Here is a 26,206-nt window from a genome sequence, read left to right on the forward strand (position 1 = left end):
GGAGGGTAAAGCGGGTGGTCAAAGAGGACAACGCCGCGGGTCGTCTAGGTTTCGGAGAGGGCATCCAGGAAAGCTTCGCCGAAGCGTTCCGTCTTGAGGGGGCTCATTCCCGGGATGCGTTCGAGTTCGGACAGATCCGACGGCTTGCGCTCAGCAATGTGGCGTAAGGTGGAAGTTGTGCAAGAGAGGTATTTGCCGGTCCCATCCTCGCCACGAGCGAGCCGAGTTTGCGCGTCTGTCAGGCGGTCGAGGGCGGCGCCTTCCCGGCGGCCGGCGAGCTTGCGGCGAGCCGGGTGCTGTTCAGGAGGCGTTGCGCCAGTAATCACTTCAATGAAAGCCGTGCCATACTGGGCAAGTTTCTTGGCGCCAACGCCGCCGATGCGAGCCATCTCATCAAGCGTTTGAGGCCGGGTCTCGGCCATCTCGATCAGTGTGCGATCGTTGAAGACAATATAGGCCGGGCCACCCTGGGCCTCTGCCAAGGCGCGGCGCTTGGCCTTAAGGGCGGAGAGGAGCGGCGCGTGTTCCTCGGCGATGAGCGAACGGGCTGGGGCGCGGTCGCTCTTGGCGGTGCGGATCGTGTCGCGGCGGAGGGTGATCTGAGCTTCACCCTTCAGGATCGGACGCGCGGCGTCGGTCATGAAAAGGCCGCCGCGTCTCTCTGGATCAGGGCGGATCAGATCGTGGCCCATCATCTGCCGAAAGATCGCTTGCCATTGTCTCCGGTCGTAGTCTTTGCCGACGCCGAAAGTGGGTAGGTCGTGGTGGCCGCGGGCGGCGACCTTGTCGGTCTGGATGCCGAGGAGGATGTCGATCAGATGTCCTGAACCGTAGGAACTGCCGGTGCGCAGGATCGCAGAGAGCGCCATCCTGACGGGGGTCGTGCCGTTGAAGGTCTCAGGCGGCGTATCGCAAAGATCGCAATGACCGCAGGGTTGTGCCTCTTCCCCAAAGTATTGAAGGAGCGTCTGGCGACGACAGGACAGCGCCTCTGTCAGGCCAAGGAGGGCGTTAAGGCGGCCGTGATCGGCCATTCTGCGTTCCGGTGGGGCGAGCCCTTCGTCGATCTGGGATCGGCGAAGCCTGATGTCCTCGGCGCCAAAAAGCGTCAACGTCTCGGCAGCCGCGCCGTCCCGGCCCGCCCGCCCGATCTCCTGATAATAGGCTTCGATGGATTTCGGCAGATCCGCATGGGCGACCCAACGGATATCGGGCTTGTCTACGCCCATGCCGAAGGCCACGGTCGCGACAACGATCAGCCCGTCTTCGGTCGCGAAGCGATGCTCGACCTGCCGGCGGTCATCGGGTTGCATCCCGCCATGATAGGCGACAGCTGGGTGCCCCTCCTCACGCAGCGCCTGAGCAAGCGTCTCGGTCTTGGCGCGGGTGCCGCAATAGACAATGCCGGACAGGCCTCGGCGCGCCTCGGCGAAGGTCAGGATCTGCTGGCGGGGGCGGTCCTTGGCCTGAAAGGCGAGGTGGATATTGGGTCGGTCGAAGCCGCGTAGAAAGGTTTCGGGCGGCGTACCATCGAACAGCTTTTCGACGATCTCGGCCCGGGTTTCCGCGTCGGCAGTGGCCGTGAACGCGGCGAGCGGCACATCCAGTGCCCGGCGAAGCGCCCCAATGCGAAGGTAGTCAGGGCGGAAGTCATGCCCCCATTGGCTGACGCAATGGGCCTCGTCCACCGCGATGAGCGAGACGCCAATGCGGCGAAGCATCCGCTCTGCCCCACCAGAGGCGAGGCGTTCAGGCGCCATGTAGAGAAGCTTGAGGTCTCCGGCTTCGAGGGCTTGCCAGACTGCGTCAGTCTCGTCCTCGGTGTTGCCGGAAGTCAGGGCGCCGGCAGACACACCTGTTGCCCTCAGTGCGCGGACCTGATCGCGCATCAGCGCAATGAGTGGGGAGATGACCACAGTGACGCCATCCCGGCACAGCGCGGGGAGTTGGAAGCAGAGCGACTTGCCGCCGCCGGTCGGCATGATGGCCAGCGTGTTGCGGCCTGCGGCAACGGCGGCCACGATTTCTTCCTGCCCTGGGCGGAAGGCGTCGAATCCGAATACCTCGCGCAGAAGCGTGGAAGCGCTCATCGGGGATCCTGTCAGTTTTCTTGTCTGCTCGTTTATTTCTTGTCTGCTCGTTTAAGGAAAACCTTCCCACATGAAAGTTCAGTAAACAAGGCGCCAGAGATCCCGTGCTGCGGTTTTGCCTAAGCCGCCGTCCACTTGATCGAACACCCAATCGACGGGATCTGATCTTTCGGGCCTTTACCGGTTTCGGCGACCTGCTTCATCGCCTCATAGAGATCCCGACGAAGGTCTGCAGGACCTGCCTGCGCGCGAGAGGCATCGAGGCGGCCGCGATACTGCAGACCCAAGTCGCGATCAAAGCCGAAGAAGTCAGGCGTGCAGGCTGCGTCGTAAGCGCGCGCGACCGACTGGTTTTCATCATGGAGGTAAGGGAAGGGGAACGCCATCTTCTCCGCCATCGCTTTCATATTGTCGAGGCTGTCAGCGGGGTAGTTCTTGGCGTCGTTCGAGCAGATGGCGGCGACGCCAATGCCGAGTGCCTGAAGATCAGACGCGTCACGAACGATCCGGTCAATCACAGCCAGGACGTAGGGGCAGTGGTTGCAGATGAACATCACGAGCGTGCCGTTCTCTCCCACAATATCGCTCAGGCTGTAGGTTCGGCCATTGGTGGCGGGAAGCGTGAAGTCGGGGGCTTGCCAGCCGAAATCGCAAACAGGAGGTGTTGCTGCCATTGCGGGCTCCTTTGCCGGTTAAGTCTCGCGTCCTTTACGTAGATCGTCAAACGCTCGGAGTTCTCCGATCAAAGCCTCCATCTGATCGACTGGAATCATGTTGGGTCCGTCGGAGGGGGCGTTGTCGGGGTCTTGGTGGGTCTCGATGAACAAGCCCGAGACACCGACCGCGACAGCGGCACGAGCAAGGACGGGAGCGAACTCGCGCTGGCCGCCGGAGGAGGTGCCTTGGCCGCCCGGCTGCTGGACGGAGTGGGTTGCATCGAAGACGACAGGCCAGCCCGTCTGGGCCATGACGGGTAGGCCTCGGAAATCGTTTACTTGGGCATTGTAGCCGAACGACGTGCCTCGCTCGCAGAGAAGGATCGTTCGGTTTCCGGTGCTTTCGACCTTCTTGGCGACATTCGCCATGTCCCAGGGGGCAAGGAACTGGCCTTTCTTGATGTTGATCGCGCGCCCGGTTTCTCCAGCCGCGACCAGGAGGTCGGTCTGGCGTGAGAGGAAAGCGGGGATCTGGAGAACATCGACCGCTTCGGCTGCCCGAGCGCACTGATCGGGCAGGTGGACATCTGTGAGGACGGGGCAGCCGAATTCGTCGCGGATCTTGGAAAGGATCGTCAGCCCCTCCTCGATGCCGAGGCCGCGCTCCGTGTCGATGGAGGAGCGGTTCGCCTTGTCGTAGCTCGCTTTGAACACGAAACGTGTGCCGGTAGGCGCGCAGGCGGCAGCGATCCGTTCTGCCATCATCCGGGCGTGGTCAAGGTTTTCGAGCTGGCAGGGGCCGGTGATGAGGAAGAAGGGCTCGGTTCCGCCAACCTTGATCCCTGCGACATCGATAATCTGGCCGAACATCAGACCACCCCCGCTCTGAGCAAATCGTGCATGTGAAGGACTCCGACGACCGCATCGCCGTCAACGACCAGAACGACGCTGATCGGGCGTGGGCGGTCGTTCATGAAGCCGAGCGCCTCGGCGGCGAGCATATCTGGGCCGACGACGGCAGGATCGCGTGTCGCGACCTCCCCGGCCCGGCGGTCCATCAGGCCCGCCATGTTGCGGCGAAGGTCGCCATCGGTGATCACGCCGGTCAGGTGCTCGCCTTCCGTCACGCCCGTGATGCCGAAGCCTTTGGACGTCATCTCCAGGATCGCGTCCTCCATGGATGCATCCCCGGCGACGAGTGGCGGATCGGCATGCATTAGCTGGGAGACCTTCACGAGCTGCGCGCCAAGCTTGCCACCAGGATGGAGATCGCGGAACTGGTTGGCGGCGAAGCCTTTACGCTCCATCAGCGCAACGGCAAGCGCGTCGCCTAGGGCCATGGTCATCGTCGTGGATGTTGTCGGCGCCATGCCGATGGCGCAGGCCTCCCGCGCGTCAGGGAGCAGCAGCCGATAGTCGGCAGCCTGCATGAGGGCGCTATGTGGTTTGGACGAGATCGCGATCATCGGGATCGAGAAGCGGGCGACGTGGGCGACGATGTCACGAAGCTCTGGCGTTTCGCCACTATTGGAGATCAGGAGGCAGATATCGCCTTGAGAGATCATGCCGAGATCGCCGTGCGATGCTTCTGCTGCGTGGACGAATGCGGTGGGCGTGCCGGTCGAAGCAAGTGTCGCCGCAATCTTCCGACCGACATGACCGGACTTGCCTATGCCGGAAACGATGACACGGCCTGTGGCGTTCAGGATCGCCTCGACCGCTGTCTCGAAATCCGTCGGCAGGTGTTCGGCAAGAAGGTCGAGAGCACGTGCTTCGATCCTGAGAACCCGGCGGGCGCTGTCTATGGCATCTTTCATCTCACCTCATCTGCGCTGCTCCGCCACCCGGTGCAAGAGGGGGTTGAACCGGGACGCCCCTTGGTAAAATACCGGAGGAGGATTGGACAGACGAGGACCAGACCATGCGGATCGCAATGATTGGAACGGGATATGTGGGTTTGGTTTCAGGCGTTTGCCTGGCTGACTTCGGCCATGAGGTTGTCTGCGTAGACAAAAATGCGGACAAGATTGCGCAGCTGAAGAAGGGTAAGGTGCCCATCTACGAGCCTGGGCTGGAGCGGCTGATGGCGACAAACACAGATGCAGGACGGCTATCATTTACCGAGAATCTGCATGATGCGATGGAAGGGGCACAGGCCATCTTCATCGCCGTAGGTACGCCGTCGCGGCGCGGGGATGGTCATGCGGACCTATCCTATGTGTTCGCTGCCGCCGAAGAGATCGCCAAAGCGGCCAAGGATTACGTCGTCATCGTTACCAAGTCGACTGTACCGATCGGGACCAACCGCAAAGTGAAAGAGATCGTGGCGCAAGCCAATCCCGATCTTGAATTTGATGTTGCGTCGAACCCGGAATTTCTGCGCGAAGGTGCGGCGATCGATGACTTCATGCGGCCCGACCGGGTAGTCGTGGGCGTCGAGAGCGATCGGGCCACAGAAATCATGTCAGAGATTTATCGCCCGCTTTACCTACGCGACTTTCCGATCGTTACGACCGATCTGGAATCGGCCGAGATGATCAAATATGCGGCGAACGCCTTCCTCGCGACAAAAATCACGTTCATCAACGAGGTTGCGGCTCTGTGCGAGCGGACTGGTGCGAACGTCAAAGAGGTGTCGCGGGGTATCGGCCTCGACAATCGGATCGGAAACAAGTTCCTCCATGCAGGCCCGGGCTATGGCGGGTCCTGCTTCCCTAAAGATACGTCGGCACTTGCGCGGATCGGGCAGGATCATTCGATGCCAATGCGGATCGTTGAGACGGTGATCGACCTGAACGAACGGATCAAAGCCAGAATGACCGATAAGATCTTCGATCTTGCCGATGGATCCGTGGCCGACAAAACGATTGCCGTCCTTGGCGTGACGTTCAAACCGAACACCGATGATATGCGCGAAGCGCCATCGTTGACGATTGTGCCAGCACTTGTCGGGCGAGGCGCGAAGGTGCGTGTGGTCGATCCGCAAGGGCGGCACGAAGGGGAAGCGTTACTTCCCTCGGTGGAGTGGCACGAGGATGCATACTCGGCAGCGGAAGGGGCCGATATGATCGTTCTGTTGACGGAGTGGAACGAGTTCAGGGCGCTCGATTTGTCGCGGCTGGCAGGGTCAATGACAACGCCGCGTATGGCCGATCTGCGCAACGTCTATCCTGCGGATGACGTAATTGCAGCGGGTTTTGAGGCTTACATCGGCATCGGCACCAAGGATCGCTTGCCCGAAAGCACATGACTTCCATCACCATTCTCGGCGCGGGCGCCTTTGGGACCGCGCTGGCAGTTATGTATGCGCTGGGCGGCCACGACGTGACGCTGTGGTCGCACAAAGCTGACGAGGCGGATCGTTTGCAGACAACGCGAAAGAACGCGTTGCGATTACCGGACGTTTCATTTCCTCCAAGTATGGCGGTTGCAGCTGAAATCCCTGCGGTAGTCGGGCCGGTTCTTTTGGCCTGTCCCATGCAGGCCTTGGCAGGTTTGCTGGAAACGCATCGCAGGACGCTTGATGGTCAATCTCTTGTCGCCTGCTGCAAGGGGATCGACACCCGGACAGCCGAGACAGCAACCGAGATCATCAGGCGGCTTTGTCCAAACGCGACACCCGCTGTTCTAACCGGCCCAAGCTTTGCTACCGAAATCGCTCGCGGTCTTCCGACTGCCCTGACACTCGCCTCCAGCGATGCCGGCGCAGCGCGAGTTTTGCAGCAGCAGCTATCGACGCGGACGCTGCGGCTCTACCGAACCACAGATACAATCGGGGCCGAACTGGGCGGCGCGCTGAAGAACGTCGTTGCAATCGCAACAGGCGCCGCGATTGGGGCCGAGTACGGGGAGAGTGCCCGGGCAGCGATCCTGACGCGCGGGTTTGATGAGATGACGCGCCTTGCGGTGGCTTTGGGGGCAGAGCGGGAGACGCTCACTGGACTTTGCGGGCTGGGGGATCTGACACTTACCGCAATGTCGGAGCAGTCACGCAATACACGGTTCGGGATTGCGCTTGGCCGGGGCCAGACATTCGATGAAAGTACCACGGTCGAGGGGCGACATACGGCAGAGGCGGCTCTCCGTCTGGCTGCGGACCATGCGCTCGATCTGCCTGTGATGCAGGCGACGGCCGATCTTGCCGCCGGGCGGGCGACTGCTTCAGAGATCACGGACCGCCTGCTCGCCCGTCCGCTGAAGGAGGAATAGATGCGTTACTGGCTTTTTAAATCGGAACCATCGACATGGTCGTGGGATCAGCAGGTCGCGAAAGGTGACGCTGGCGAGGAATGGGATGGCGTCCGAAACTATCAGGCCCGCAACCATATGCGCGAGATGCAGGTGGGAGATCGGGGCTTCTTCTATCACTCCCAGAAGGATCGGGAGATTGTCGGAACGGTCGAGGTGATTGCCGAGGCGCATCCAGATAGCACGACCGATGATGAGCGCTGGGAATGTGTGGATATCAAAGCCTTGGAGCCGTTGCCGGAGCCAATCGACCTCGATCAGATCAAGATGGAAGAGGCACTGGCAGACATGGTGCTCGTCAAAAACAGTCGCCTATCGGTTCAGCCCGTGACTAAAGCAGAGTGGAAGCACATATGCCGGATGGGTGGCCTCACCAGCGGATGAAAGGCGCCGCCTACCGACGGCGCCCTTAGGATCAGGCCATGTACTGACCACCATTCGCCGACAGCGTCGATCCAGTGATGAAGCCCGCGTCGTCTGAGGCGAGAAAGGCTACGCAGCGGGCAATCTCCTCAGCCTCGCCGAGGCGTCCAACGGGGATCTGGGGAAGGATGTTATTCTCCATCACCTCGGGTTTGATGCCCGCCATCATGTCTGTGTTGATGTAGCCGGGGCAGATGGCATTGACAGTTATCCCGGCCCGCGCGCCCTCTTGTGCAAGCGCTTTGGTGAAGCCGAGGTCGCCGGCCTTGGAGGCCGCGTAGTTCGCTTGAGCGAACTGGCCCTTTTGGCCGTTGATCGAGGAGATCGTGATCACGCGGCCAAACTTGCGCTCGCGCATGCCGCCCCAGACGTTATGGGTCATATTGAAGACGCCGCTCAGGTTGGTCGAGATCACTTCGTTCCACTGTTCGGGCGTCATTCGGTGGAAGGGCGCATCGCGAGTGATCCCTGCGTTGTTGACCAAAATATCGACCGGGCCAAGGTCGCTTTCGATTTGCGCGACGCCGTTCTTGCAGGCATCGTAATCGCCGACATTCCATTTGTAGGTCTTTATGCCAGTCTCATCTGTAAAGGCTTTGGCCTTCTCGTCATTACCTGCATAGGTCGCGGCGACCTGGCAGCCGGCGTCCTTCAGCGCCTGTGATATCGCCGCGCCGATCCCGCGCGATCCTCCGGTAACAAGTGCTGTGCGTGCCATGGTCAGGTCTCCTCCCCAGTTGGTCCGCGCCGCTGTTCTAGCCACGCGGCGGCATCGTTCTCTCCCAACCGCCAAGCCTGATGCAGTTTGGCGGGCTCCGTGAAGTCAATCTTGTGATCCACGACCGGTTCCGACGGCTCTACGAAATCACGGGCTTCGGCAATGGGCAGATCGTCGTAGGTTCGGGTGAGCAGGACTAGGGTTGGCCCCTCATCCGGTTCGGGCATCGGGCTTTGGTCGACCATGCCACCGTCGATCGCCGGGGCGCCGTCCCAATCCTGGATACGAAAGACCGGCGGGATCGTTGCGGCGATCGTCACCAGTTCGGCCAACCGGCCGTCGCGCGCGGCAGCGCGGGCGTCGACGTGTTCTCCTTTGAGGCCGAATCTCGGCGACCACTGCGACTGGCTGCGCGACGCGAATGACTTCTCAAGCTCGTAGGCCGATCCGCCGAGCCACGACAGCAGGTCGGTCAACAAATTGTCTGGTGGGCGAGCAAGAAAGACCTGAAAGGCCGGACCACCTGAGATCCTCTCTTGCGCCTCAGCATCGATCACGGTCTCCACAACCTCGCAATAGACGCGCTGATGTGGAGTAAGACCGTCTTCTTTGTTCAAATCGTGCCAGCTGACATTAGCATCTTCATCGGCGAACGCATCGCACATCACGTCGAGGAGCCTGCGCTCGGTCCCCGCGATCCAGGCCGCGGCAGACAGGGCACCGCCTGAGACACCGATTATGCGGTCTGGCCTTAGCGGATGGTGCTCCGTGACGGTCGTGACCCAGCCACCATGCCAGAAGCAGCGGATCCCCCCCCCCGAGAAGACCACCTGATCGTAGGGCAGGGCTGCTTCGCTCATCTCACAGGGGGGAGGCGCGCAATGTAAACGTCGCCGGGCGTCCGTCGCGCGCGCAATTCAGCACGATGATCTCGTCCTCACTGATCAGCGCAGCGCTGCGCCTTCCGCTGTCCTCGATGGCGTCCATAAGGCTGGCGCCGGCCGTCTGGTGGGCGACGATCATCTCGTCGAGCAGTGTGAGGCAGTTATCCCAAGCGATGCCCTCAACGGTCAGCGGGTCGGTTTCAGCCGCCGCCTGACCGCCAAGAAGGCCCACGAAAAGAGCCCACCGGGCTCGCATGGGTCAGTCGCGTTCCACACACATGGCGACGCCCATCCCGCCACCGATGCAGAGAGTCGTTAGGCCCTTTTTGGCGTCACGCCGCTTCATCTCAAAAAGGAGGGTGTTGAGGACCCGGGCGCCTGAGGCGCCGATCGGGTGGCCGATGGCGATCGCACCGCCATTTACGTTCACCTTGTCAGGATCCCAGCCCATATCCTTGTTCACGGCGCAGGCTTGCGCTGCAAAGGCCTCGTTCGCTTCGACCAGATCGAGGTCTTCATGGGTCCAGCCCGCTTTTTCGAGCGCCATTCGGCTGGCCGGGATCGGCCCGGTGCCCATAATCGAGGGATCAACGCCGGTTGTGGCGAAGCTGACAATTCGCGCGAGCGGTTCGACGCCCCGCTTTTCAGCCTCTTCAGCGCTCATGAGGAGGACTGCCGCTGCACCGTCGTTGAGGCCAGAGGCATTTGCGGCAGTGACAGTGCCGTCCTTGGTGAAGGCAGGGCGCAGCTTTTGCATGCTCTCGATAGTCGCGCCATGGCGGATGTATTCGTCATCTTCGACGACTGTCTCGCCCTTGCGGTGGGCGACCGTGACCGGAACGATCTCGTCCTTGAATTTGCCGGCCTTCTGGGCAGCCTCGGCCTTGTTCTGAGAGGCTAGGGCGAATTCATCCTGCTGTTCCCGGGTTATCTGGTATTTTTCGGCGACATTCTCGGCCGTCTGCCCCATGTGGTAGCCGTTGAACGCGTCCCAGAGACCATCGCGGATCATCGTGTCGATATACTTCATGTCGCCCATCTTATGACCCGCGCGCAGGTGCGCGGCGTGGGGGGACAACGTCATCGATTCCTGACCCCCCGCGATTACGACGTTTGCATCGCCAAGCATGACGTGCTGCGCGCCAAGCGCGACAGCTCTAAGGCCCGAGCCGCAGACCTGATTGATCCCCCAGGCGGCACTTTCGATCGGCAGCCCCGCATTCACATGTGCTTGTCGTGCCGGGTTTTGGCCCTGCGCCGCCGTCAGAACTTGGCCTAGGATCGTCTGATCTACTTCGCCCTTGTCGACACCCGCACGAGAGACGACTTCTTCGAGAACAAATTTGCCCAGATCATGGGCGGGTACGGTCGCGAAGGATCCGCCGAACGACCCGACAGGGGTGCGGGCGGCTGAGGCGATAACGACTTGCGTCATGGAAAGGCTCCTTGCTGCAGGCATGGACGGACCGGCGCGGCCCACGCCCAAGACTTAGGCCTTGCAGGCATGAGGCGCAACGCGCAAGCCGCTCCACGGTTGTGATCAAATCACTATCCGCCTTGGGAGCCTATTTGGAGTGAGACTTAAGTTGATCAGGCTAATCTGCTTTTCTGCCGCTGCTCTATCGGGGGCGTCAGGGATGGCGCACCGGTGATGTAGCCCTGAACGCAGTCTAGATCGATCTGGGTCAGAAAGTCCGCGTCCAACTCATCCTCCACCCCCTCGGCAATAGTGAACATATCGAAATGCTTGCCGATCATGACGAGAGCTTCGGTTAGTACCTGATTGTCCGAATGCCCGGCCAAGCCTTTGATGAACTGGCCGTCGATCTTGAGGATGTCGAAATAGAAGTCCCGAAGATACCGAAAGGCGGTGTAGCCGGCGCCGAAATCGTCCAGGGCGAAAGCGATACCGAGATCCTGCAACTCTTCCATGAAGGCGATCACAAGTTCCGGCATCAGCATGGCGGAGCTTTCGGTGATCTCGAGAATCAGCCGCTCACCGATCCGGGGATGCCGGGTGAGGCCCGCGTCTAGGACGCGACGCCAGCGGGTGAATCCGATTGAGCGGGCAGACATGTTGACGGACAGGCGCAATTCGGGATCCCGGGAAAGTGCGATGAGTGCAAGGTCGAGAGCCTGGACATCGATCGTTCGCCCGATCTGGGTGGATTCCACGGCAGGCATGAATTGCTGGGCGGGAATGATCCGGCCGGTTCGGTCAATAATCCTCATCAGCCCTTCATGAAACGCAACCCGACTGTGATCCTTGTTGTAGACGATAGGTTGGAAGGCGAGCTTCGTGCGCCCCGTAGCAAGCGCTTCTGACACCATGTCGAGCACGCCGGCGTCGCGAGCGGCAACGGCATAGCTGAGCGGATCGGCGTGCGGATCGGTCCCCACGGCTGAGAAATCTGTATGACGCATGGCAAGTCCTTTCTACCGCGGGGCGGCTTGCGTCAGACTATCGTTCCGAAGATCCTAAGAGGATGTAAAATGCGGTATTTTAAGAAAGGTTTCTAAATGCCCCGCTGTGCCTGGGTCGGAGAGGATCCGCTATACATCGCTTACCATGATGAGGAGTGGGGCATTCCCGAACGGGATCCGGTCAAACTGTTCGAGTGTTTGTGTCTAGAAGGATTTCAGTCAGGCCTGTCTTGGATAACCATACTGCGAAAGCGCGAGGGGTTTCGCGATGCGTTCGCAGGCTTTGATCCATCCGTCCTCGCCTCCTGGGGTGAGGCAGAGGTGGCCCGCTTGGTCGAAGACGCGCGGATCGTACGTCACCGTGGAAAGATCGAGGCAACGATCGGCAATGCTCGTGCCTATCTGGCGATGGAGGAGCCGTTTGCGGACTTCATCTGGTCTTTCGTTGATAGCACGCCCCTGCAGCCCGCCCGGAAAAGCATCACGGACGTCCCAGCCAAGGCTGAAGTCTCGGAAACCCTATCGAAGGCGCTGAAGAAGAAGGGGTTCAAGTTCTGTGGCCCGACCACCGTCTATGCCTTCATGCAAGCTGTTGGGATGGTGAACGATCATGTCGTTGATTGCCCGCAGCACGACTCTTTGGCGGGCTGATCCCCGTGTGATCCTTTCGTAGGGACTCGCTTCCCCAATCGCGCTCGGCTAAGGGCGGCGCGAAGGAGAAGTGGGATGGATCATTTTCTCTACCGTCAAGGGCGTCTTCACGCCGAGGATGTGGCGATTGCAGAGATCGCCACAACCGTTGGTACGCCATTTTACTGCTACTCGTCGGCGACGCTGCTGCGGCATTTCGGGTTGTTCGAAGACGCGTTGAACTGGGGACCACATCTCGTCTGCTACGCAGTGAAAGCGGCGTCGAATGTGGCGATCCTGAAGCTGCTCGCGGATCGCGGTGCCGGGATGGATGTGGTTTCGGGCGGGGAGTATGCGCGAGCAAAGGCGGCTGGCGTTGCTGGAGAAAGAATCGTTTTTTCCGGCGTCGGGAAGACTCGCGAAGAGATGCGTCAGGCGCTGGAAGGAGGCATCCGGCAGTTCAACGTTGAGAGCGAGCCTGAACTGGTGGCGCTTAGCGAAGTGGCCAGGGCGCTGAACCTTTCTGCGCCGATCACCCTGCGGGTGAATCCAGACGTAGATGCAATGACGCACGAGAAGATCTCGACCGGACGGAAAGAAGACAAGTTTGGCATTCCGATCGGGCGGGCGCGGGAGATCTACGTCGAGGCGGCGAGCTTGCCGGGGATAGAGGTCGTCGGGATCGATGTCCATATCGGCTCTCAAGTGACGGATCTTGAGCCATATCGGCAGGCCTATCGCAAAGTCGCAGCACTGACCGAGACGCTGCGGGCCGACGGCCATAGGATTGAACGGCTGGATCTGGGCGGTGGCCTCGGCATTCCCTATGAGACCTCGAACCAGCAGCCGCCTCTGCCGTCGGACTATGGCGTTTTGGTTCGTGAGGAGCTTGGCCACCTTGGGTGTGAGATTGAGATCGAGCCGGGGCGGCTTATCGCAGGGAATGCAGGCATCCTCGTCAGTCGGGTGATCTACCTAAAGCATGGCGAAGGGCGGGACTTTCTGATCCTCGACGGTGCAATGAACGACCTTACACGTCCTGCCATGTATGGCGCTTGGCACGATATCGTGCCCGTAAATGAGCCGACGCCGGGCGTCGAGCGGCGGCCCTATGACATTGTCGGCCCAGTCTGCGAAAGCGGGGACACTTTTGCGAAGGCGCGGGAGATGCCACCGGTTGGAACTGGTGACCTTGTCGCAATCCGCTCGGCCGGCGCCTATGGTGCGGTTATGGCAAGCGAATACAACAGCCGTCCTTTGGTGCCCGAGGTTCTTGTGCAAGGCGATCACTTCGCGGTTATCCGCGCGCGACCGACCCTTGAGGAAATGATATCGCGCGATACAGTTCCCGAGTGGCTCTAAATAGCCTATATTGGCCAAACAACGGAGCCCGCGAGGGAGAGAGGCACTGACCTCACCGGCAGCAACAGACACAAAGACCGACAAGGCCCTGCACTGGCCGATCTTTGCGACCCGGCTGGGATTTGCGGCCGAGCGGATTGTTCGGGCTTTCTGGCCACTTTGGATCGTGCTTGCCTCTATCCTTGCCGCTTTGCTTTTGGGATGGCAGGACACGCTGCCGGTAGAAGTTGTTTGGGTCGCTGCGGTCCTGTTGGTCCTTGCTGCGGTTCTTACCGGAATGATCGGTATCCGTCGGTTTGATTGGCCGACACGGGAAGAAGCGATCGAACGGCTAGATGCGACAATGCCTGGGCGTCCGATCGCTGCTCTGCGGGATAACCAAGCCGTCGGCGCGACCGATCCCGCATCGCGCGCCGTCTGGGATGCGCATCAGCGGCGCATGGCGGAGCGCGCGCGAATGGCAAAGCCGGCACCTGCGGATTTGCGACTGTCACGACGCGATCCTTATGGATTGCGTTATCTGGCACTCCTGTTTCTGGTGGTGGGCCTTCTTTTCGGGTCTTTCCTGCGGGTCGGCTCGGTTTCCACACTTGGGGTGCCCGGCGGCGCCGACGCTCTGGCCGAAGGGCCGGTCTGGGAAGGATGGGTCGAACCTCCGGCCTATACCGGCAAGCCGACACTCTATCTGGCAGATATCCCGCCCGGGACGCTCGAAGTTCCCGTCAATACGCGGATCACTTTGCGTGTCTACGGCGAGGTCGGCGCACTGACCGTGACGGAGACTGTCTCGGCGCGGACGGAGGATGTCGGCAGCGTTGCCGACCCGACGCAAAGCTTCGACGTCACTCAGGCGGGGCGGATTGCGATTGACGGTCCTGGCGGTGCCGCCTGGAATGTCGCGCTAATCGACGACCTGCCGCCAACGGTTGAGGTGGCAGGACCTGTTGAAGCTGATGCCATGGGCGAGATGAGCCAGCCCTTCGCCGCCTCAGACGACTACGAGGTGGTAGCGGGAACGGCGACGATCGTTCTGAACCTTGATGCGGTGGATCGAAACTATGGCTTGGCGACCGACCCCGACCCGCGAGAGCCGCTCATCCTCGACTTGCCGATGCCGTTCACGGGAGACCGTGCCGAATTTGAGGAAGCGCTGATCGAGAACTTGAGCGAGCATCCGTTCGCAAGATTGCCGGTCACACTGACCCTAGAAGTAGAAGACGCACTGGGACAGATCGGACAATCCGAGTCGGTCGAGATGGTTTTGCCTGGGCGCGGTTTCTTTCAGCCGGTCGCCAGAGCTGTCGTAGAGCAGCGCCGTGATCTTCTTTGGTCGCGAGACAACGCCACGCGGGTCTTGCAAGTGTTGAAAGCCGTCTCGAACCGACCGGAGGATCTCTTCCGGTCGGATACGACCTATCTGCGTTTGCGGTTCGTTTTGCGGCGCTTGGAAAACATGGTTCGCTTTGATCAATTCAATGCCGAAGAACAGCAAGAGATCGCGGATGCACTTTGGGAACTGGCCATTCAGCTTGAAGAGGGCACTCTAGCGGATGCCCGCGAGCGCCTCCGCCGGGCACAGGAACGCCTGTCCGAGGCGATCCGCAATGGCGCCAGCCAGGAGGAGATTGCGGAGCTGATGCAAGAGCTTCGCGAGGCGACCGATGACTACATGCAGATGCTGGCCGATCAAATGGAACCGCAGGATGGTACCGATCAGCCATCGCAGAACGCCGAGAGCTTCCAGTTCACTCAAGATGAGTTGCAGGCTCTCATGGACCGGATCCAGGAGCTTATGGAAGAAGGCCGGATGGCCGAGGCCCAAGAGCTTTTGGAGCAGTATAACCGGCTAATGGAGAACCTGCAGATCACGCAGGGGCAACAGGGCTCCGGCGGGCCGCAAACGCCCGGGGAGCAGGCGATCGAGGACCTGGCTGAGACGCTGCGCGATCAGCAGGGTCTTTCCGATCAGGCGTTCCGCGATCTTCAGGAACAGTTCAACCCTGACGCCAATAGCGGCGAAAGCCAGGAAAATCGCGGTCAGAGCGGCGGTCTGGGTGAAGCGCCGCAAGGACAAGAGCATCAAGGTGGCTCACCACAGCAAGGCGATGGTAATGCACCACAGCAAGGTGGTGGCCAACAGGGACAGCGGCAAGGCCAGCAATCTGGCCAAGGCCAAGGCGGCGCAGACCAGCCAGGTGGTCGGCCCGGCCCGGACGGTCAAGACCGTACCGGGGACGGCGACGGCAGCCTTGCCGACCGTCAGGACGCTTTGCGCCGTGAACTTGAGCGTCAGCGTGGCAACCTTCCCGGCGCTGGAACGCCCGAAGGGGATGCAGCGCGCGAATCGCTCGGCCGGGCAGGCCGTGCAATGGATGATGCCGAAGACGCACTGCGGCGCGACGATCTGGCTGAGGCGATCGATCGACAGGCCGAGGCCATGGATGCCCTGCGCGACGGGATCCGCAGCTTGAACCGGGCACTTGCGGAGAATCAGCAGCAACAAGAAGGCCAAGGTCAGGAACAAGGCTCAGACATGGCCGGTCGTCCAAGCGGTGACCGGCGCGATCCGCTGGGCCGTGAGGCTGGCAGCAACGGCCAGCTCGGTACGGCAGAAAGCCTGCTGGGCAGCGAAGAGCTTCGCAGACGCGCCGGTGAAATCATGGACGAGATCCGGCGCCGGTCCTCGGAACAGGAGCGTCCTGAAGAAGAACGGCGATATCTGCGTCGGTTGCTCGAGCGCTTCTAAGGTAGAGGCAGGGCCTTGCCGGTTACTGGTTCGGCTCTGATGGATCAGCCTGGGCGATGAAGTTCTGCATCTGCCCATCGATCCAGAGCAAAGCCGAATCCACAAGCCCGACATATACTGTTACAGCGTTTTCCATGGAGGGCATCGCTGCAAGAACCTCATCGTCGTAGAAGTAAACCGCGGCAAGTAACCCAACAACGATAACGGCGATCCCAAAGCCAAGCCAAAAGCCGGAACTCTTAGGAAGCTGATCCGGCGGCGGGGGCATAGTGGTGTCGACTTCCTCTCCGGTGTCGAGGGTCGAATTTATCTCTTCGATATCCGGAAGGGATTTACGACGACTACCTGTCTGGGATGCCGCACCTGCCGAGGCCGCCGCTGCCGCTTCCGCACGCTCCATTGACCGCCGGATGCGACTTTTGGCTGGTTGTCCCGACAGATCCATTTCCTGCTGGCTTTCGAGGGCATCGCTATCGCGCGCGCGCTCTTCGAACTCTCGTTCCTCTTTGAGAATAGCCGCGACAGCTGGATCAAGCGGTGGAGGCGTCAGATCCGGTCCGGTATCTCGGGTACTATCCTGCGCCGCCTCGGGTACATCCGCAACGGCAGCCGCCTGCGCTTGAGGACCTGCGTCAAGACCCGCCTGAAACCAGGTATCCCCACAATTGGAACACTGCACGTCCCGCCCTGTCGTCGGAATTGCATCTTCCGAGACTTCATACTCAGCGCCACAATTCGGACAGGTCAGCCTCATCTTGCCCCGCTTGCCGTGCCAGAAACGCGCACGGTCTCCTTCCCGTAGGTGTCCTTTGTTAACAAGTGGATGAACCAGCGCCAAGCCGCTCTGTTGGTCAGATTGAAACCTCGGATGGCATGAGGCACAACGGCAGCAGTGCAAGAAAGGCTTCTCCTCCTGTGATCGAACTGGACGATATCGCCTACGCTTACGATGGTCGGGCGTTATTTTCGGGCGTGTCCCTTGCGCTGACGCCGGGGTCCTTTCATTTCCTGACCGGCCCGTCTGGGTCCGGGAAGACCACGCTGATCCGGTTGTGCTACGGCGCGCTAGCCGCAAACACTGGATCGGTGCGCCTTTTCGGCAAGAATGTTGCCGAGATGAACCGAGATCAGGTCGCATTGGCCCGGCGGCGCATCGGCATTGTTCATCAGGATGGGCAGTTTTTGGACCACCTTTCTGTACGGGAGAACGTGGCGCTTCCGCTTACTGTTTCCAACCGTATGGATGACGAGGCTGCCGCGCAGATAGACGATCTGCTAGCGTGGACGGGCCTTTCGACCTCCGCCGACCGGAGTCCGCCCGAGCTCTCGGGAGGAGAACGGCAAAGGGCTGCGTTGGCGCGGGCCGTCATCATGTCTCCCGAGGTGGTCCTAGCAGACGAACCAACGGGCAACATCGATGCAGAAATGTCGGACCGTCTGATTGCGCTGCTGGTAGAACTGAACCGAATGGGACGGGCGGTGCTGATCGCGACCCATGACATGAGTCTGATTAGGCGAACGAAGGCGCAAGTTGCTGCGCGCGTCGTGCGACTGACCAAAGGCCGTCTGGAAATGGCAGGGGCGGACCTTTGAGCAGTTTTGCCGGATACATACAGCAGCTGATCGAGGTGGTGCGCGGTGACCCCGACGCCGACAGAGTGGTGCCGAAAAGCGGACAGACGGCACGGCTCACAATCCTCTCGGCGGCTGCGATGTCCTTTCTTTCAGTCTTTGTCCTTGCCTTCGCGCTGTCGGCTGGCAGGCTAGCAACGTTATGGCAGGTGGAACTGGCCCAGGGATCGACCTTACGCATCGTCGCCCCTGAAGAGGATCTGTCGGAACTCACCGAGCGTGCGCTGGAGATCCTGGGTGAGATACCCGGCATCGCATCCGCTCGCGCGTTGAGCGACGAAGAGCAGAAGGCACTCTTAGCACCATGGTTTGGCGAGGAGTTACCGCTCGACATTTTGCCCACGCCGCGTTTGATCGCGGTCACGCCTCGGCGACAGGGATTCGATGCTGCAGGTCTGGCCGCCCAATTGGCGCGTGATCTGCCCGAGGCGCGACTTGACGATCACAGTACGTGGCGCGCGCCGTTAGTACGTGCGGCATCGGCTTTGCGTGGGCTCGGCTGGGCGGCGCTCGGTCTGATTGCAGTAACAATGGGTGCGGTCGTGACCTTGGCGGCGCAAGCATCGCTTGGCGCAAACGCGCAGGTGATCGGTGTGTTGCGGCTTGTTGGCGCGCGGGATGCTTACATTACTCGCGCCTTCGTGCGGCGGTTCACCTTGCGTGCTCTGAGTGGCGCCGCGGTTGGAATGGCTTTAGCTATAGCAGTCTTTCTGATCTTGCCAACGAATGATGATGCGCCGGGCGGGGTCCTAACACGGCTTTCGCTTGGGCCTGCCGGTTGGTTTCTTGCGCCTTTGGTTCCAGTTTTCGCCGCGCTGTTGTCCTTTTTTGCGACCCGTGCCGCGGCCATGACGAGTTTAAGGAAACAGACATGATCCAGTACCTACGGTCGCTCATCTTCGTAGGGCAAATGTATCTGATGATGGCGTTGATGGGTCTGGCCTTCCTTCCTCTCGCGCTTGCATCGCCCAAGGGGGCGCGGTTTGCATGTAAGACTTATTGTCGCTGGGTGCGGTGGACGGCACGCTGGATGGTCGGACTGGAGACCGAGGTGCGCGGGCCAATCCCTACGGAAGAGGTGCTGATCGCGGCGAAGCACCAGAGCTTCCTCGACATTATTCTGATCTTCGGCGCGGTACCTGCCGGCAAGTTCATCATGAAGCGAGAGCTGATGTGGGCGCCCGTGATTGGCCAATATGCGTTGAGAATTGGATGCGTGCCGGTGAATCGTGGAAAGCGATCCGAAGCGATCCGTAGGATGGTGGTGGATGTCGAGAAAGGGCGATTGGAGGCGGGGCAGTTGATTATCTACCCGCAAGGAACGCGCATCGCACCTGGAGTATCGGCGCCGTACAAAGTTGGCACGGCTGTTCTGTACCAGGAAACCGGTCAGGCATGTGTTCCTGCCGCGACGAATGTGGGTGTCTTTTGGCCTCGTAAAGGTATCATGCGTCGCCCTGGTCTGGCCGTGGTTGAATTCCTGCCGGCGATTCCACCTGGACAAGGTCGAGTGGCATTTCTTGAAAAGCTGGAACGGGTGGTCGAAGAGGCCTCCCAGAAACTTCTGGCCGAGGCGAATTTCAAGGTAGACACGCTGTCAAACTGAGCAGCTAAGCGGCGATCCTTTCTAATGAAGCTCGGTATCTTCCGAAAATCATCATCTAAGCCAACATGCTCGGACTAAATGAAACTGGTCTTCAGCTACCAAAACTCTCGGAGAGAAAAGTACCGGGCGCTCTACGCAGCAAGGCCTTTCGAGCCAATCTCAAGGTACTTCTTCCGGCGATCCGAGCGGAGTTTGTCACCGCTCTGCCCTGACATGCGATGAAGGGCGACTTTAACTGCATTGCCAATAGCAGTGATCGCAGCTTTCGGATCCCGGTGAGCGCCGCCAAGCGGTTCTGTAACGATGTGATCGCAAACACCGAGTTCTTTGAGGTCCTGCGCAGTCAGCCTAAGCGCCTCGGCCGCTTCACGCATCTTTTCCGCATCTTTCCAGAGGATCGAGGCGCAGCCTTCCGGTGAAATGACGGAGTAGATCGCGTGTTCGAGCATGATGACATGGTTGGCGGTCGCAAAGGCAACGGCCCCTCCCGAACCACCCTCACCGATGATCGTCGAAACCATGGGTACGCCAAGCGAAAGGCACGCCTCGGTCGATCTTGCAATCGCCTCAGACTGGCCGCGTTCTTCGGCTCCCTTGCCGGGATAAGCGCCCGGCGTATCCACAAGCGTCACTACAGGAAGGCCGAAGCGGTCGGCGAGGGTCATCAGCCGGATTGCCTTTCTGTATCCCTCGGGACGCGCCATTCCGAAGTTGCGTTCGAGGCGGGTGCGCGTGTCATTCCCCTTTTCGTGGCCGATAACGATGACCGGCATGTCGTCCAGCCTTGCCAAGCCGCCCATTACCGCATGATCGTCTGCGAAAGCTCGATCGCCAGCGAGTGGGGTGTAGTCAGTGAATAACTCGGCAATGTAGTCTTTACAGTGGGGTCGATCGGGATGCCGGGCAACTTGGCACTTTCGCCAAGGGGTCAGCTTACCGTAAAGGTCCTTGAGCTGGCTTTTGGCCTTGGCATCAAGGGCAGCGGCCTCTTTCTCGACATCCATCTCAGGGTCGCTTGCGGCCAGCGCACGCAGTTCTTCGGCCTTGCCTTCGATCTCAGCGAGGGATTTTTCGAAGTCGAGATACTGAGTCATGCGTCTATTGCTCTCTCTCATTGGCAAAGCGCGCCATATATCGCGGCGTGACAGCGGTTTTGCAACTCAGCAAGATTTGTGAATGGCGGTTCTGGCATAACAGCCTTCGGAAGGAAACGAAGACAGAGACCTATGACTGCCCGATATGAAGACCGCATGCTGCGCGTACTCGCGCACATCTACGATAATCCAGAAGGCGATCTGTCGCTCGATGCATTGTCGGATGTCGCAGCGATGTCACGGTTTCACTGGCATCGGGTCTTTCACGCAATGACGGGAGAGACCTGTGCTCAGGCCGTGCGGCGAATGCGGTTGCACCGGGCGGCTGCTTGGCTGGTGCAGACTGATCGGCCTATTGCCGGGATCGCTAACGCCATCGGCTACCCGAGCCAGCAAAGCTTCACGCGGGCGTTTCTTGCTGGGTATGGAATCACTCCGGGTGCCTTCCGCCGAAAGGGCGAGCTTTGCCCGCCGCATCTACACGTTCGGAAAGGAGATTATCCTATGCATCCTATCGAGATTGAAACCCATCCCGCTCGCCGCCTTGCAGCGATCCTTCATCAGGGGCCCTACGTCGAGGTCGGCAAAGCGTTCGAGAGCTTGGGTGCTGTCCTCACGGGCCGGAGCTTGTGGGCCTACGTCCGCGGCATGATCGGGGTCTATTATGACGACCCCGACGCCGTGCCAGCCGCTGAACTGCGCAGCGATGCTGGTGCCATCGTCACCGGTGATGCGGTGCTGGCTGAGCCGCTGGAGGAGCGCCAGTTACCCCCGGGCCGTTACGTTGTCATGCGCTACAAGGGCCCATATTCAGGGCTCGCGGCAGCTTACCGGCATCTTTACGGTGACTGGGTGCCACAGTCGGGCGAAGAACTGGGCGATCATCCACCATTGGAGATCTACCTGAATTCGCCAATGGACATAGCACCGGAGGACCTTCTGACAGAATGTCTGTGTCCCGCTAAGGTAGCCGCTGTGACGCACGGCGCAGGAAGGTGATGTGTGTCGTGCCGAACCCACGATCGTTGTCCGGAACATAGCCTTCCGGCGGGTCATGCGAGCAGTCGTCTTCCCAGACTACGAGCGCGTCCGGGGCAAGCCAGTCCCTTGCGCTTCGCAACGCTCGTTGACCCAGGTCACTGCCGTAAGGTGGATCCAGGAAGACAAGATCGAAAGGTTCCGCAGTGGCTGAGGGAAGCCGGGTTGCATCGAGCTTCAGCAAGTTCGTGTTCGCTTCCCGCCCCACTTTAGCGACGTTGGCGGCAATCAGCTTTTGTGCCGGACGGCCAACTTCGACGAATGTCACATGAGCTGCACCTCGGGAGAGGGCTTCCAAACCAAGCGCTCCGGTTCCGGCGAAGAGATCAAGAACGCGCGTCTTTTCGTTCGGGAGGCTGCGCGCAGCAAGGATACTGAAGAGGCTCTCTCGTACGCGGTCTGGTGTGGGACGTAGACGAGCCGCTGGATCGCCGTTGCCAACCGACGTCAGACGCAAGCCCTTGTGTCGCCCGGCGATGATCCTCACGCGGCCAGCAAGCTCCTAAGATCGTCTTGACCCAACGCTTCTGGGGCTGGACTGCGGCCCGCCTCGATCAGACGCTTGCCGATCATATAAGCGCGTGGGTCGTTCATCGCGTCGACAGCGAGGAGCTTGCCCTTGCCGTAGTACCAGTGTGAGGCCGCACCGGGCTTATCACCTCTACGAACAACGACATCGTCGTAACCGTTGTTGAGGCCCGCGATCTGCAGCTTCACATCGTATTGGTCCGACCAGAACCATGGCTTCGGACGGTAGGGCTCGTCTGCGCCCAGCATGTTGTCGGCGACCGCTTCCGCCTGGTCGATGGCGTTTTGGACGCTCTCGATGCGAATGCGTTCCCCGCGGAAAGGCAGAGAAGCGCAATCCCCGGCCGCCCAGATGTTAGGAGCGGAGGTACGTCCCATCTCATCAGTCAGGATGCCCTTATCGATCTGGAGGCCACCCACTTCGGCAAGAGCGGTATCGGGTTGAATGCCAATGCCTACGATGCAGCAGTCGATATCCATTTCGGTACCGTCAGATAGAATGGCATGACGGACGTACCGATCTCCCGAGAGTGCTGTGAGCGCGCAGTTCTCCTTAATTGTCACGCCGTGGGAACGGTGAAGGTCGCGAAAGTAGTCCGACGTCTCTCGCGCGGCTACGCGCTGCAATATGCGTGGTGCCTGTTCGACCAGCGTGACGTTTAGACCCTTCTTTGCCGCCACCGCCGCAGCCTCAAGGCCGATATAGCCGCCGCCAACGACGAGCGCCGTATCACCTTCCTTCAGATACGGTGCCATGCCGTCGGCGCAACCAAGGGTCCGGATTGTGAGGATCCCCCACAGATCGCCTGCGATGTACTCGGGAAGCGGGATGGGCTGCGCGCCAGTGGTGAGTGCCAATTCATCGTAGCGAAGCGTCTCGCCGGTATCTAATGTCACCTTCTGTCTGTTGGGATCAATCTTTGTCGCCGTAACGCCCGTGCGCAGGTCGATCCGGTTGTCAGAATACCAGCCTGGCGGACGGAGATAGAGCCGTGCTTCGTCCATCTCACCCAAAAGGTAGGCTTTCGAAAGCGGCGGGCGTTGATAAGGCGGTGCAGTCTCCTGCCCGACAAGGGTGATGTCGCCATCAAACCCCTTGGATCGCAATCGTGCTGCCAGCGCGCTTCCTGCCTGTCCGGCGCCGATGATAACGATGTGGGTCATGGCGATCTCCGTGGGGTGAGGGCTGGCCTCTTTCGACCGGCAACCTATACCGGAGGTAAGGCCTGACCAACAATCCTGTGAGGACAAGATCGATGACCATCTCTGTAGGCGACACCCTGCCCGACGCTGACCTGATCCGTATTGGATCGGACGGACCGGAGGCTGTCTCAGTCAAGTCTCTCACGGATGGACGAAAGACTGTGATCTTCGCCGTGCCCGGGGCATTCACGCCGACCTGTCATTCTGCGCACGTTCCCAGCTTCATGCGCGTCTTTGATCAGTTGAAGGAAAAGGGTGTTGAAGATGTGATCTGTGTCAGTGTCAATGATCCCTTCGTCATGGCTGCCTGGGGCGACTCGACTGGAGCAGCACGGGCCGGAATCCATATGCTGTCAGATGCGCAATCGGCTTTCACACAAGCGATCGGCATGGATTTCGATGCACCACCTGCTGGCCTGATAAGGCGGTCGAAGCGGTACGCAATGCTTGTCAATGATGGCGTCGTGCGCCTGCTCAATGTTGAGGAAAACCCAGGTGAATGCGAGATCTCGGCCGGAGAGACTCTACTCTCCCAACTCTGACATGCCGGCGCTACTCAGCGGCTGCCACCTGAGCCTCACCTGACGCGCCTTCATGATAGATGGTGCGCGTCGGGAAGGGAATTGTGATACCGCTCGCGTCGAGCGCTTCCTTCACGTTGCGTTTCGCGTCGGCTTGGAAGTTCCAATAGTCGGCGTTGTCGCACCACACACGGACGAGGAAATCGACCGAACTTGAGTTGAGCGCGTTGACCTGGATCCACGGCTCCGGGTCAAGATGTGCCCGGGGATCAGCCATGATCGTGTCCAGGATGATTTTCTGAGCCATCTTCAGATCGGCATCATAGCCGACGCCAAAGGTCCATTCAGCCCGGCGCTTGTCGTAGGTTGAATAGTTGGTGATCGTATTTGCCCAGACCTCCGAATTCGGGATCATGACTTGCACGTTGGCGATACTCGCAAGCTCCAGATAGTTGAGCGATAGGCTCTGAACCGTACCCATCTTGCTATTAACCTCAATAAAATCGCCAATTCTGATTGGGCGAAAGAGGATAAGCATCACCCCGGCAGCGACATTGGAGAGAGTGCCTTGAAGCGCGAGGCCGATTGCGAGACCAGCGGCGCCCACAAGCGCCACGATCGACGTCGTCTGCACTCCAAAGGTGTTGAGGACAAAGATGAATGTTAGTGCGAGGATCGCGTAGCGGGCGATATTCCCGAGAAAAGCAAAAAGCGTCTTGTCGGCGCGTGTATTCGTCTCGCCAAAGCGCCGGATGCGGCGGGAGATGAGCCCTGCGATCCAGAAGCCAACGATCAGGATGAGGATGGCGGCGATGACGTTGCCAAAGATCTCGGCAAGGAAATCGAGGGTCAGGAGATCGCCAACGGTCTGGCCCTGCCAGATTTCAAGGTTCAGTAGGTTTTCCATGTTACCGATTACTGCGCGAGCGCGTCCATTTTCTTGGCGAGCTTTATATCCAACTCGCTGACACCATCCGCGTCATGTGTCGTCAAGGTGACCTCAACCGTCTTGTAGACATTCGACCACTCGGGGTGATGGTTCATCTTTTCGGCCCAGAGCGCGGCTTTGGACATGAACCCAAAAGCCTCGACGAAGTTCCTGAACTCATATGTTTTCTTGATCGCATCCCGCCCATCGGCCTTAGACCAGCCCGTTTCCTTGAGTGGCGGCAGCATTTCCGCCCGCTGGTCGTCGGTCAGTTTCTTTGTCATTCGCGTTCCTCCTGTTGGGCGCGGCGAAAAGGGCCGTAGGATGTTAGCACCTCGATCTCCTCTTCGGTTGCCGCGCGCTCGGCCTCGAGATAGCGCGCCACCGCCTCGTTAAAGCGCGGCTCTGCAAACCAGTGTAGCGAGTGAGTCTGAACCGGGAGGTAGCCGCGGGCCAGCTTGTGAGAACCTTGAGCACCCGCCTCGACCGTCGCCAGCCCATGTTCGATCGCGTAGTCGATGGCGCGATAATAGCAAAGTTCGAAATGCAGACAGGCATGGTGTTCGATGCATCCCCAATAGCGGCCATAGAGGTTTTTGCGTCCGATGAAGTTCAATGCGCCGGCGACGTAGCGGCCTTCGCGCTCAGCGAGGATAAGCAGCATGTCATCACGTAGACAGGCTTGCGCCTCGTCAAAGAAGCGTCGGGTCAGATAGGGAGAGCCCCATTTTCGAGCACCGGTATCCTGATAGAAGACCCAAAACGCATCCCAATGGTGGGGTTCGATCTGATCTCCGGTCAAGACATGGATGGTTCCGCCAAATGAGTTGGCGGTCTGACGTTCTTTGCGGATGTTCTTTCGTTTGCGTGAGGACAGGCTCGCCAAGAAGGCATCGAAATCTTCATAGTCGTCGTTCTGCCAGTGAAACTGCTGCGTTGTGCGCCGCAAGAGCCCCATCCGCTCCCCCCTCTGCGCCTCGTTTTCGGTGCAGAATGTTACGTGAAGTGAGGATACACCGTTCTGATCCGCAAGCCGTGTCGCGCCTTCGAGGATCGCGGCAGTGCCTGCGTCCTGTTGATCAGGGTGCGTCAGGAAACGGCGGCCGGTTGCGGGCGTGAAGGGAACGGCGATCTGTAGCTTCGGATAGTATCGGCCACCTGCGGACTCGTAGGCATGGGCCCAGTTGTGATCGAAAACATATTCGCCCTGGCTGTGGGTCTTGCCATAAAGCGGGGCAACGGCGAGGATCTCGTCTCCTGAACGCGCAATCAGGTGCCTCGGCTGCCAGCCGCTGCCGGTTCCGACAGAGCCTGATGTTTCTAGTGCTCTCAGGAACCGATGAGTGGTAAACGGATCATTCGGGCGTCCGTTTGAGGCTTCGGGGCAAGCGCAATCATCCCACTGCGCCGGCGCAATGCTGGAGAGATCTTCTAAGACCTCGATTTCGATCTGAGCAACGGTCATTGCAGTGGGA

27 protein-coding genes are annotated in these 26,206 nt (G+C 60.0%); 11 read left to right on the forward strand and 16 right to left on the reverse strand.

The annotated features are described in order from the left end of the window. Positions 1-44 precede the first annotated feature (44 nt). From recQ to AADZ90_RS04150, 4 genes are all read right to left on the reverse strand, one after another. Positions 45-2,090, reverse strand: a complete 2,046-nt coding sequence (recQ, locus tag AADZ90_RS04135; RefSeq protein WP_367309024.1) for a DNA helicase RecQ — start codon at positions 2,088-2,090, stop codon at positions 45-47. A 119-nt stretch (positions 2,091-2,209) separates the two neighbouring features. Next, positions 2,210-2,764 (reverse strand): thioredoxin family protein, encoded by a 555-nt coding sequence (locus AADZ90_RS04140; protein WP_367309023.1) that lies wholly within the window; start codon positions 2,762-2,764, stop codon positions 2,210-2,212. Positions 2,765-2,782: 18 nt separating this feature from the next. After that, complete coding sequence (gene kdsA, locus AADZ90_RS04145; RefSeq protein WP_367309021.1) at positions 2,783-3,616, reverse strand: 3-deoxy-8-phosphooctulonate synthase; 834 nt, start codon at positions 3,614-3,616, stop codon at positions 2,783-2,785. Beyond that, positions 3,616-4,563: a KpsF/GutQ family sugar-phosphate isomerase gene (locus AADZ90_RS04150; protein ID WP_367309020.1), complete on the reverse strand. Its 948-nt coding sequence runs from the start codon at positions 4,561-4,563 to the stop codon at positions 3,616-3,618. The genes kdsA and AADZ90_RS04150 overlap by 1 nt, the downstream gene beginning before the upstream one ends. A gap of 104 nt (positions 4,564-4,667) precedes the next feature. Here AADZ90_RS04150 and AADZ90_RS04155 point away from each other — a divergent pair, with 104 nt between their 5' ends. Genes AADZ90_RS04155 through AADZ90_RS04165 form a run of 3 tightly spaced genes read left to right on the forward strand, consistent with a single transcriptional unit; the run spans position 4,668 to position 7,378 of the window. Continuing rightward, positions 4,668-5,996 (forward strand): UDP-glucose dehydrogenase family protein, encoded by a 1,329-nt coding sequence (locus AADZ90_RS04155; RefSeq protein ID WP_367309019.1) that lies wholly within the window; start codon positions 4,668-4,670, stop codon positions 5,994-5,996. Continuing rightward, positions 5,993-6,955 carry an NAD(P)H-dependent glycerol-3-phosphate dehydrogenase gene (locus AADZ90_RS04160; RefSeq protein ID WP_367309018.1) on the forward strand — a complete coding sequence of 321 codons (963 nt, stop codon included), beginning with the start codon at positions 5,993-5,995 and terminating at the stop codon, positions 6,953-6,955. Before AADZ90_RS04155 ends, AADZ90_RS04160 begins: the two co-directional genes overlap by 4 nt. After that, positions 6,956-7,378, forward strand: a complete 423-nt coding sequence (locus AADZ90_RS04165) for an EVE domain-containing protein (protein ID WP_367309017.1) — start codon at positions 6,956-6,958, stop codon at positions 7,376-7,378. A 31-nt stretch (positions 7,379-7,409) separates the two neighbouring features. Here the strand turns inward: AADZ90_RS04165 and phbB are convergent, their stop codons facing one another. The 5 genes from phbB to AADZ90_RS04190 form a co-directional block, all read right to left on the reverse strand. Continuing rightward, positions 7,410-8,135: an acetoacetyl-CoA reductase gene (phbB, locus tag AADZ90_RS04170; RefSeq protein WP_367309016.1), complete on the reverse strand. Its 726-nt coding sequence runs from the start codon at positions 8,133-8,135 to the stop codon at positions 7,410-7,412. A gap of 2 nt (positions 8,136-8,137) precedes the next feature. Next, positions 8,138-8,995 (reverse strand): patatin-like phospholipase family protein, encoded by an 858-nt coding sequence (locus AADZ90_RS04175; RefSeq protein WP_367309015.1) that lies wholly within the window; start codon positions 8,993-8,995, stop codon positions 8,138-8,140. A 1-nt stretch (position 8,996) separates the two neighbouring features. Continuing rightward, complete coding sequence (locus AADZ90_RS04180; RefSeq protein ID WP_367309014.1) at positions 8,997-9,275, reverse strand: hypothetical protein; 279 nt, start codon at positions 9,273-9,275, stop codon at positions 8,997-8,999. A gap of 3 nt (positions 9,276-9,278) precedes the next feature. Further along, entirely contained in the window at positions 9,279-10,454 is a 1,176-nt protein-coding gene (locus AADZ90_RS04185; protein ID WP_367309013.1) for an acetyl-CoA C-acetyltransferase, read from the reverse strand. A gap of 155 nt (positions 10,455-10,609) precedes the next feature. Beyond that, entirely contained in the window at positions 10,610-11,443 is an 834-nt protein-coding gene (locus AADZ90_RS04190; protein ID WP_367309012.1) for an EAL domain-containing protein, read from the reverse strand. A gap of 96 nt (positions 11,444-11,539) precedes the next feature. Between AADZ90_RS04190 and AADZ90_RS04195 the strand changes: the two genes are divergently transcribed. The 3 genes from AADZ90_RS04195 to AADZ90_RS04205 all read left to right on the forward strand — a co-directional run bounded on the left by AADZ90_RS04195 (position 11,540) and on the right by AADZ90_RS04205 (position 16,181). Further along, entirely contained in the window at positions 11,540-12,094 is a 555-nt protein-coding gene (locus AADZ90_RS04195; protein ID WP_367309011.1) for a DNA-3-methyladenine glycosylase I, read from the forward strand. A gap of 75 nt (positions 12,095-12,169) precedes the next feature. Next, positions 12,170-13,435: a diaminopimelate decarboxylase gene (lysA, locus tag AADZ90_RS04200; protein ID WP_367309010.1), complete on the forward strand. Its 1,266-nt coding sequence runs from the start codon at positions 12,170-12,172 to the stop codon at positions 13,433-13,435. An 88-nt stretch (positions 13,436-13,523) separates the two neighbouring features. Beyond that, positions 13,524-16,181 (forward strand): DUF4175 domain-containing protein, encoded by a 2,658-nt coding sequence (locus tag AADZ90_RS04205; RefSeq protein ID WP_411996967.1) that lies wholly within the window; start codon positions 13,524-13,526, stop codon positions 16,179-16,181. A gap of 22 nt (positions 16,182-16,203) precedes the next feature. Here the strand turns inward: AADZ90_RS04205 and AADZ90_RS04210 are convergent, their stop codons facing one another. Beyond that, a complete protein-coding gene (locus AADZ90_RS04210) occupies positions 16,204-16,935 on the reverse strand; it encodes a zinc-ribbon domain-containing protein (RefSeq protein WP_411996937.1) in 732 nt (243 codons plus the stop codon). A 161-nt stretch (positions 16,936-17,096) separates the two neighbouring features. Here AADZ90_RS04210 and AADZ90_RS04215 point away from each other — a divergent pair, with 161 nt between their 5' ends. Genes AADZ90_RS04215 through AADZ90_RS04225 form a run of 3 tightly spaced genes read left to right on the forward strand, consistent with a single transcriptional unit; the run spans position 17,097 to position 19,419 of the window. Continuing rightward, positions 17,097-17,774: a cell division ATP-binding protein FtsE gene (locus tag AADZ90_RS04215; protein ID WP_367309008.1), complete on the forward strand. Its 678-nt coding sequence runs from the start codon at positions 17,097-17,099 to the stop codon at positions 17,772-17,774. After that, on the forward strand, positions 17,771-18,688 hold the full coding sequence (locus tag AADZ90_RS04220) for a cell division protein FtsX (protein ID WP_367309007.1): 918 nt from the start codon (positions 17,771-17,773) through the stop codon (positions 18,686-18,688). The genes AADZ90_RS04215 and AADZ90_RS04220 overlap by 4 nt, the downstream gene beginning before the upstream one ends. Further along, positions 18,685-19,419: a lysophospholipid acyltransferase family protein gene (locus AADZ90_RS04225; protein WP_367309006.1), complete on the forward strand. Its 735-nt coding sequence runs from the start codon at positions 18,685-18,687 to the stop codon at positions 19,417-19,419. Before AADZ90_RS04220 ends, AADZ90_RS04225 begins: the two co-directional genes overlap by 4 nt. Positions 19,420-19,550: 131 nt before the next feature. On the opposite strand, the gene AADZ90_RS04230 is transcribed toward AADZ90_RS04225, so the two are convergent. Further along, positions 19,551-20,513, reverse strand: coding sequence for an acetyl-CoA carboxylase carboxyltransferase subunit alpha (locus AADZ90_RS04230; RefSeq protein WP_367309005.1), 963 nt, complete (start codon positions 20,511-20,513; stop codon positions 19,551-19,553). A 132-nt stretch (positions 20,514-20,645) separates the two neighbouring features. Between AADZ90_RS04230 and AADZ90_RS04235 the strand changes: the two genes are divergently transcribed. Then, positions 20,646-21,512, forward strand: coding sequence for an AraC family transcriptional regulator (locus AADZ90_RS04235; protein ID WP_367309004.1), 867 nt, complete (start codon positions 20,646-20,648; stop codon positions 21,510-21,512). On the opposite strand, the gene rsmD is transcribed toward AADZ90_RS04235, so the two are convergent. Continuing rightward, on the reverse strand, positions 21,475-22,038 hold the full coding sequence (gene rsmD / locus AADZ90_RS04240) for a 16S rRNA (guanine(966)-N(2))-methyltransferase RsmD (protein ID WP_367309003.1): 564 nt from the start codon (positions 22,036-22,038) through the stop codon (positions 21,475-21,477). The genes AADZ90_RS04235 and rsmD overlap by 38 nt on opposite strands. Further along, entirely contained in the window at positions 22,035-23,243 is a 1,209-nt protein-coding gene (locus AADZ90_RS04245; RefSeq protein WP_367309002.1) for an NAD(P)/FAD-dependent oxidoreductase, read from the reverse strand. The genes rsmD and AADZ90_RS04245 overlap by 4 nt, the downstream gene beginning before the upstream one ends. Before the next feature lie 92 nt (positions 23,244-23,335). On the opposite strand from AADZ90_RS04245, the gene AADZ90_RS04250 reads away from it, so the two are divergent. Beyond that, complete coding sequence (locus AADZ90_RS04250) at positions 23,336-23,824, forward strand: peroxiredoxin (protein ID WP_367309001.1); 489 nt, start codon at positions 23,336-23,338, stop codon at positions 23,822-23,824. A gap of 10 nt (positions 23,825-23,834) precedes the next feature. On the opposite strand, the gene AADZ90_RS04255 is transcribed toward AADZ90_RS04250, so the two are convergent. Genes AADZ90_RS04255 through AADZ90_RS04265 form a run of 3 tightly spaced genes read right to left on the reverse strand, consistent with a single transcriptional unit; the run spans position 23,835 to position 26,196 of the window. Then, positions 23,835-24,710 carry a mechanosensitive ion channel family protein gene (locus AADZ90_RS04255; protein ID WP_367309000.1) on the reverse strand — a complete coding sequence of 292 codons (876 nt, stop codon included), beginning with the start codon at positions 24,708-24,710 and terminating at the stop codon, positions 23,835-23,837. An 8-nt stretch (positions 24,711-24,718) separates the two neighbouring features. Next, positions 24,719-25,015, reverse strand: coding sequence for a 4a-hydroxytetrahydrobiopterin dehydratase (locus AADZ90_RS04260; protein ID WP_367308999.1), 297 nt, complete (start codon positions 25,013-25,015; stop codon positions 24,719-24,721). Then, positions 25,012-26,196, reverse strand: a complete 1,185-nt coding sequence (locus AADZ90_RS04265) for a GNAT family N-acetyltransferase (RefSeq protein WP_367308998.1) — start codon at positions 26,194-26,196, stop codon at positions 25,012-25,014. Before AADZ90_RS04265 ends, AADZ90_RS04260 begins: the two co-directional genes overlap by 4 nt. Positions 26,197-26,206: the final 10 nt, after the last annotated feature.

Source organism: Aestuariibius violaceus, from assembly GCF_040779325.2.
Lineage (GTDB): Bacteria > Pseudomonadota > Alphaproteobacteria > Rhodobacterales > Rhodobacteraceae > Aestuariibius > Aestuariibius violaceus.

Coding starts and splice junctions, on each gene's coding strand:
- recQ (WP_367309024.1), bottom strand. CDS start 2,090: ATGAGCGCTTCCACGCTTCTGCGCGAGGTATTCGGATTCGACGCCTTC.
- AADZ90_RS04140 (WP_367309023.1), bottom strand. CDS start 2,764: ATGGCAGCAACACCTCCTGTTTGCGATTTCGGCTGGCAAGCCCCCGAC.
- kdsA (WP_367309021.1), bottom strand. CDS start 3,616: ATGTTCGGCCAGATTATCGATGTCGCAGGGATCAAGGTTGGCGGAACC.
- AADZ90_RS04150 (WP_367309020.1), bottom strand. CDS start 4,563: ATGAAAGATGCCATAGACAGCGCCCGCCGGGTTCTCAGGATCGAAGCA.
- AADZ90_RS04155 (WP_367309019.1), top strand. CDS start 4,668: ATGCGGATCGCAATGATTGGAACGGGATATGTGGGTTTGGTTTCAGGC.
- AADZ90_RS04160 (WP_367309018.1), top strand. CDS start 5,993: ATGACTTCCATCACCATTCTCGGCGCGGGCGCCTTTGGGACCGCGCTG.
- AADZ90_RS04165 (WP_367309017.1), top strand. CDS start 6,956: ATGCGTTACTGGCTTTTTAAATCGGAACCATCGACATGGTCGTGGGAT.
- phbB (WP_367309016.1), bottom strand. CDS start 8,135: ATGGCACGCACAGCACTTGTTACCGGAGGATCGCGCGGGATCGGCGCG.
- AADZ90_RS04175 (WP_367309015.1), bottom strand. CDS start 8,995: ATGAGCGAAGCAGCCCTGCCCTACGATCAGGTGGTCTTCTCGGGGGGG.
- AADZ90_RS04180 (WP_367309014.1), bottom strand. CDS start 9,275: ATGCGAGCCCGGTGGGCTCTTTTCGTGGGCCTTCTTGGCGGTCAGGCG.
- AADZ90_RS04185 (WP_367309013.1), bottom strand. CDS start 10,454: ATGACGCAAGTCGTTATCGCCTCAGCCGCCCGCACCCCTGTCGGGTCG.
- AADZ90_RS04190 (WP_367309012.1), bottom strand. CDS start 11,443: ATGCGTCATACAGATTTCTCAGCCGTGGGGACCGATCCGCACGCCGAT.
- AADZ90_RS04195 (WP_367309011.1), top strand. CDS start 11,540: ATGCCCCGCTGTGCCTGGGTCGGAGAGGATCCGCTATACATCGCTTAC.
- lysA (WP_367309010.1), top strand. CDS start 12,170: ATGGATCATTTTCTCTACCGTCAAGGGCGTCTTCACGCCGAGGATGTG.
- AADZ90_RS04210 (WP_411996937.1), bottom strand. CDS start 16,935: ATGAGGCTGACCTGTCCGAATTGTGGCGCTGAGTATGAAGTCTCGGAA.
- AADZ90_RS04225 (WP_367309006.1), top strand. CDS start 18,685: ATGATCCAGTACCTACGGTCGCTCATCTTCGTAGGGCAAATGTATCTG.
- AADZ90_RS04230 (WP_367309005.1), bottom strand. CDS start 20,513: ATGACTCAGTATCTCGACTTCGAAAAATCCCTCGCTGAGATCGAAGGC.
- AADZ90_RS04235 (WP_367309004.1), top strand. CDS start 20,646: ATGACTGCCCGATATGAAGACCGCATGCTGCGCGTACTCGCGCACATC.
- AADZ90_RS04245 (WP_367309002.1), bottom strand. CDS start 23,243: ATGACCCACATCGTTATCATCGGCGCCGGACAGGCAGGAAGCGCGCTG.
- AADZ90_RS04250 (WP_367309001.1), top strand. CDS start 23,336: ATGACCATCTCTGTAGGCGACACCCTGCCCGACGCTGACCTGATCCGT.
- AADZ90_RS04255 (WP_367309000.1), bottom strand. CDS start 24,710: ATGGAAAACCTACTGAACCTTGAAATCTGGCAGGGCCAGACCGTTGGC.
- AADZ90_RS04260 (WP_367308999.1), bottom strand. CDS start 25,015: ATGACAAAGAAACTGACCGACGACCAGCGGGCGGAAATGCTGCCGCCA.
- AADZ90_RS04265 (WP_367308998.1), bottom strand. CDS start 26,196: ATGACCGTTGCTCAGATCGAAATCGAGGTCTTAGAAGATCTCTCCAGC.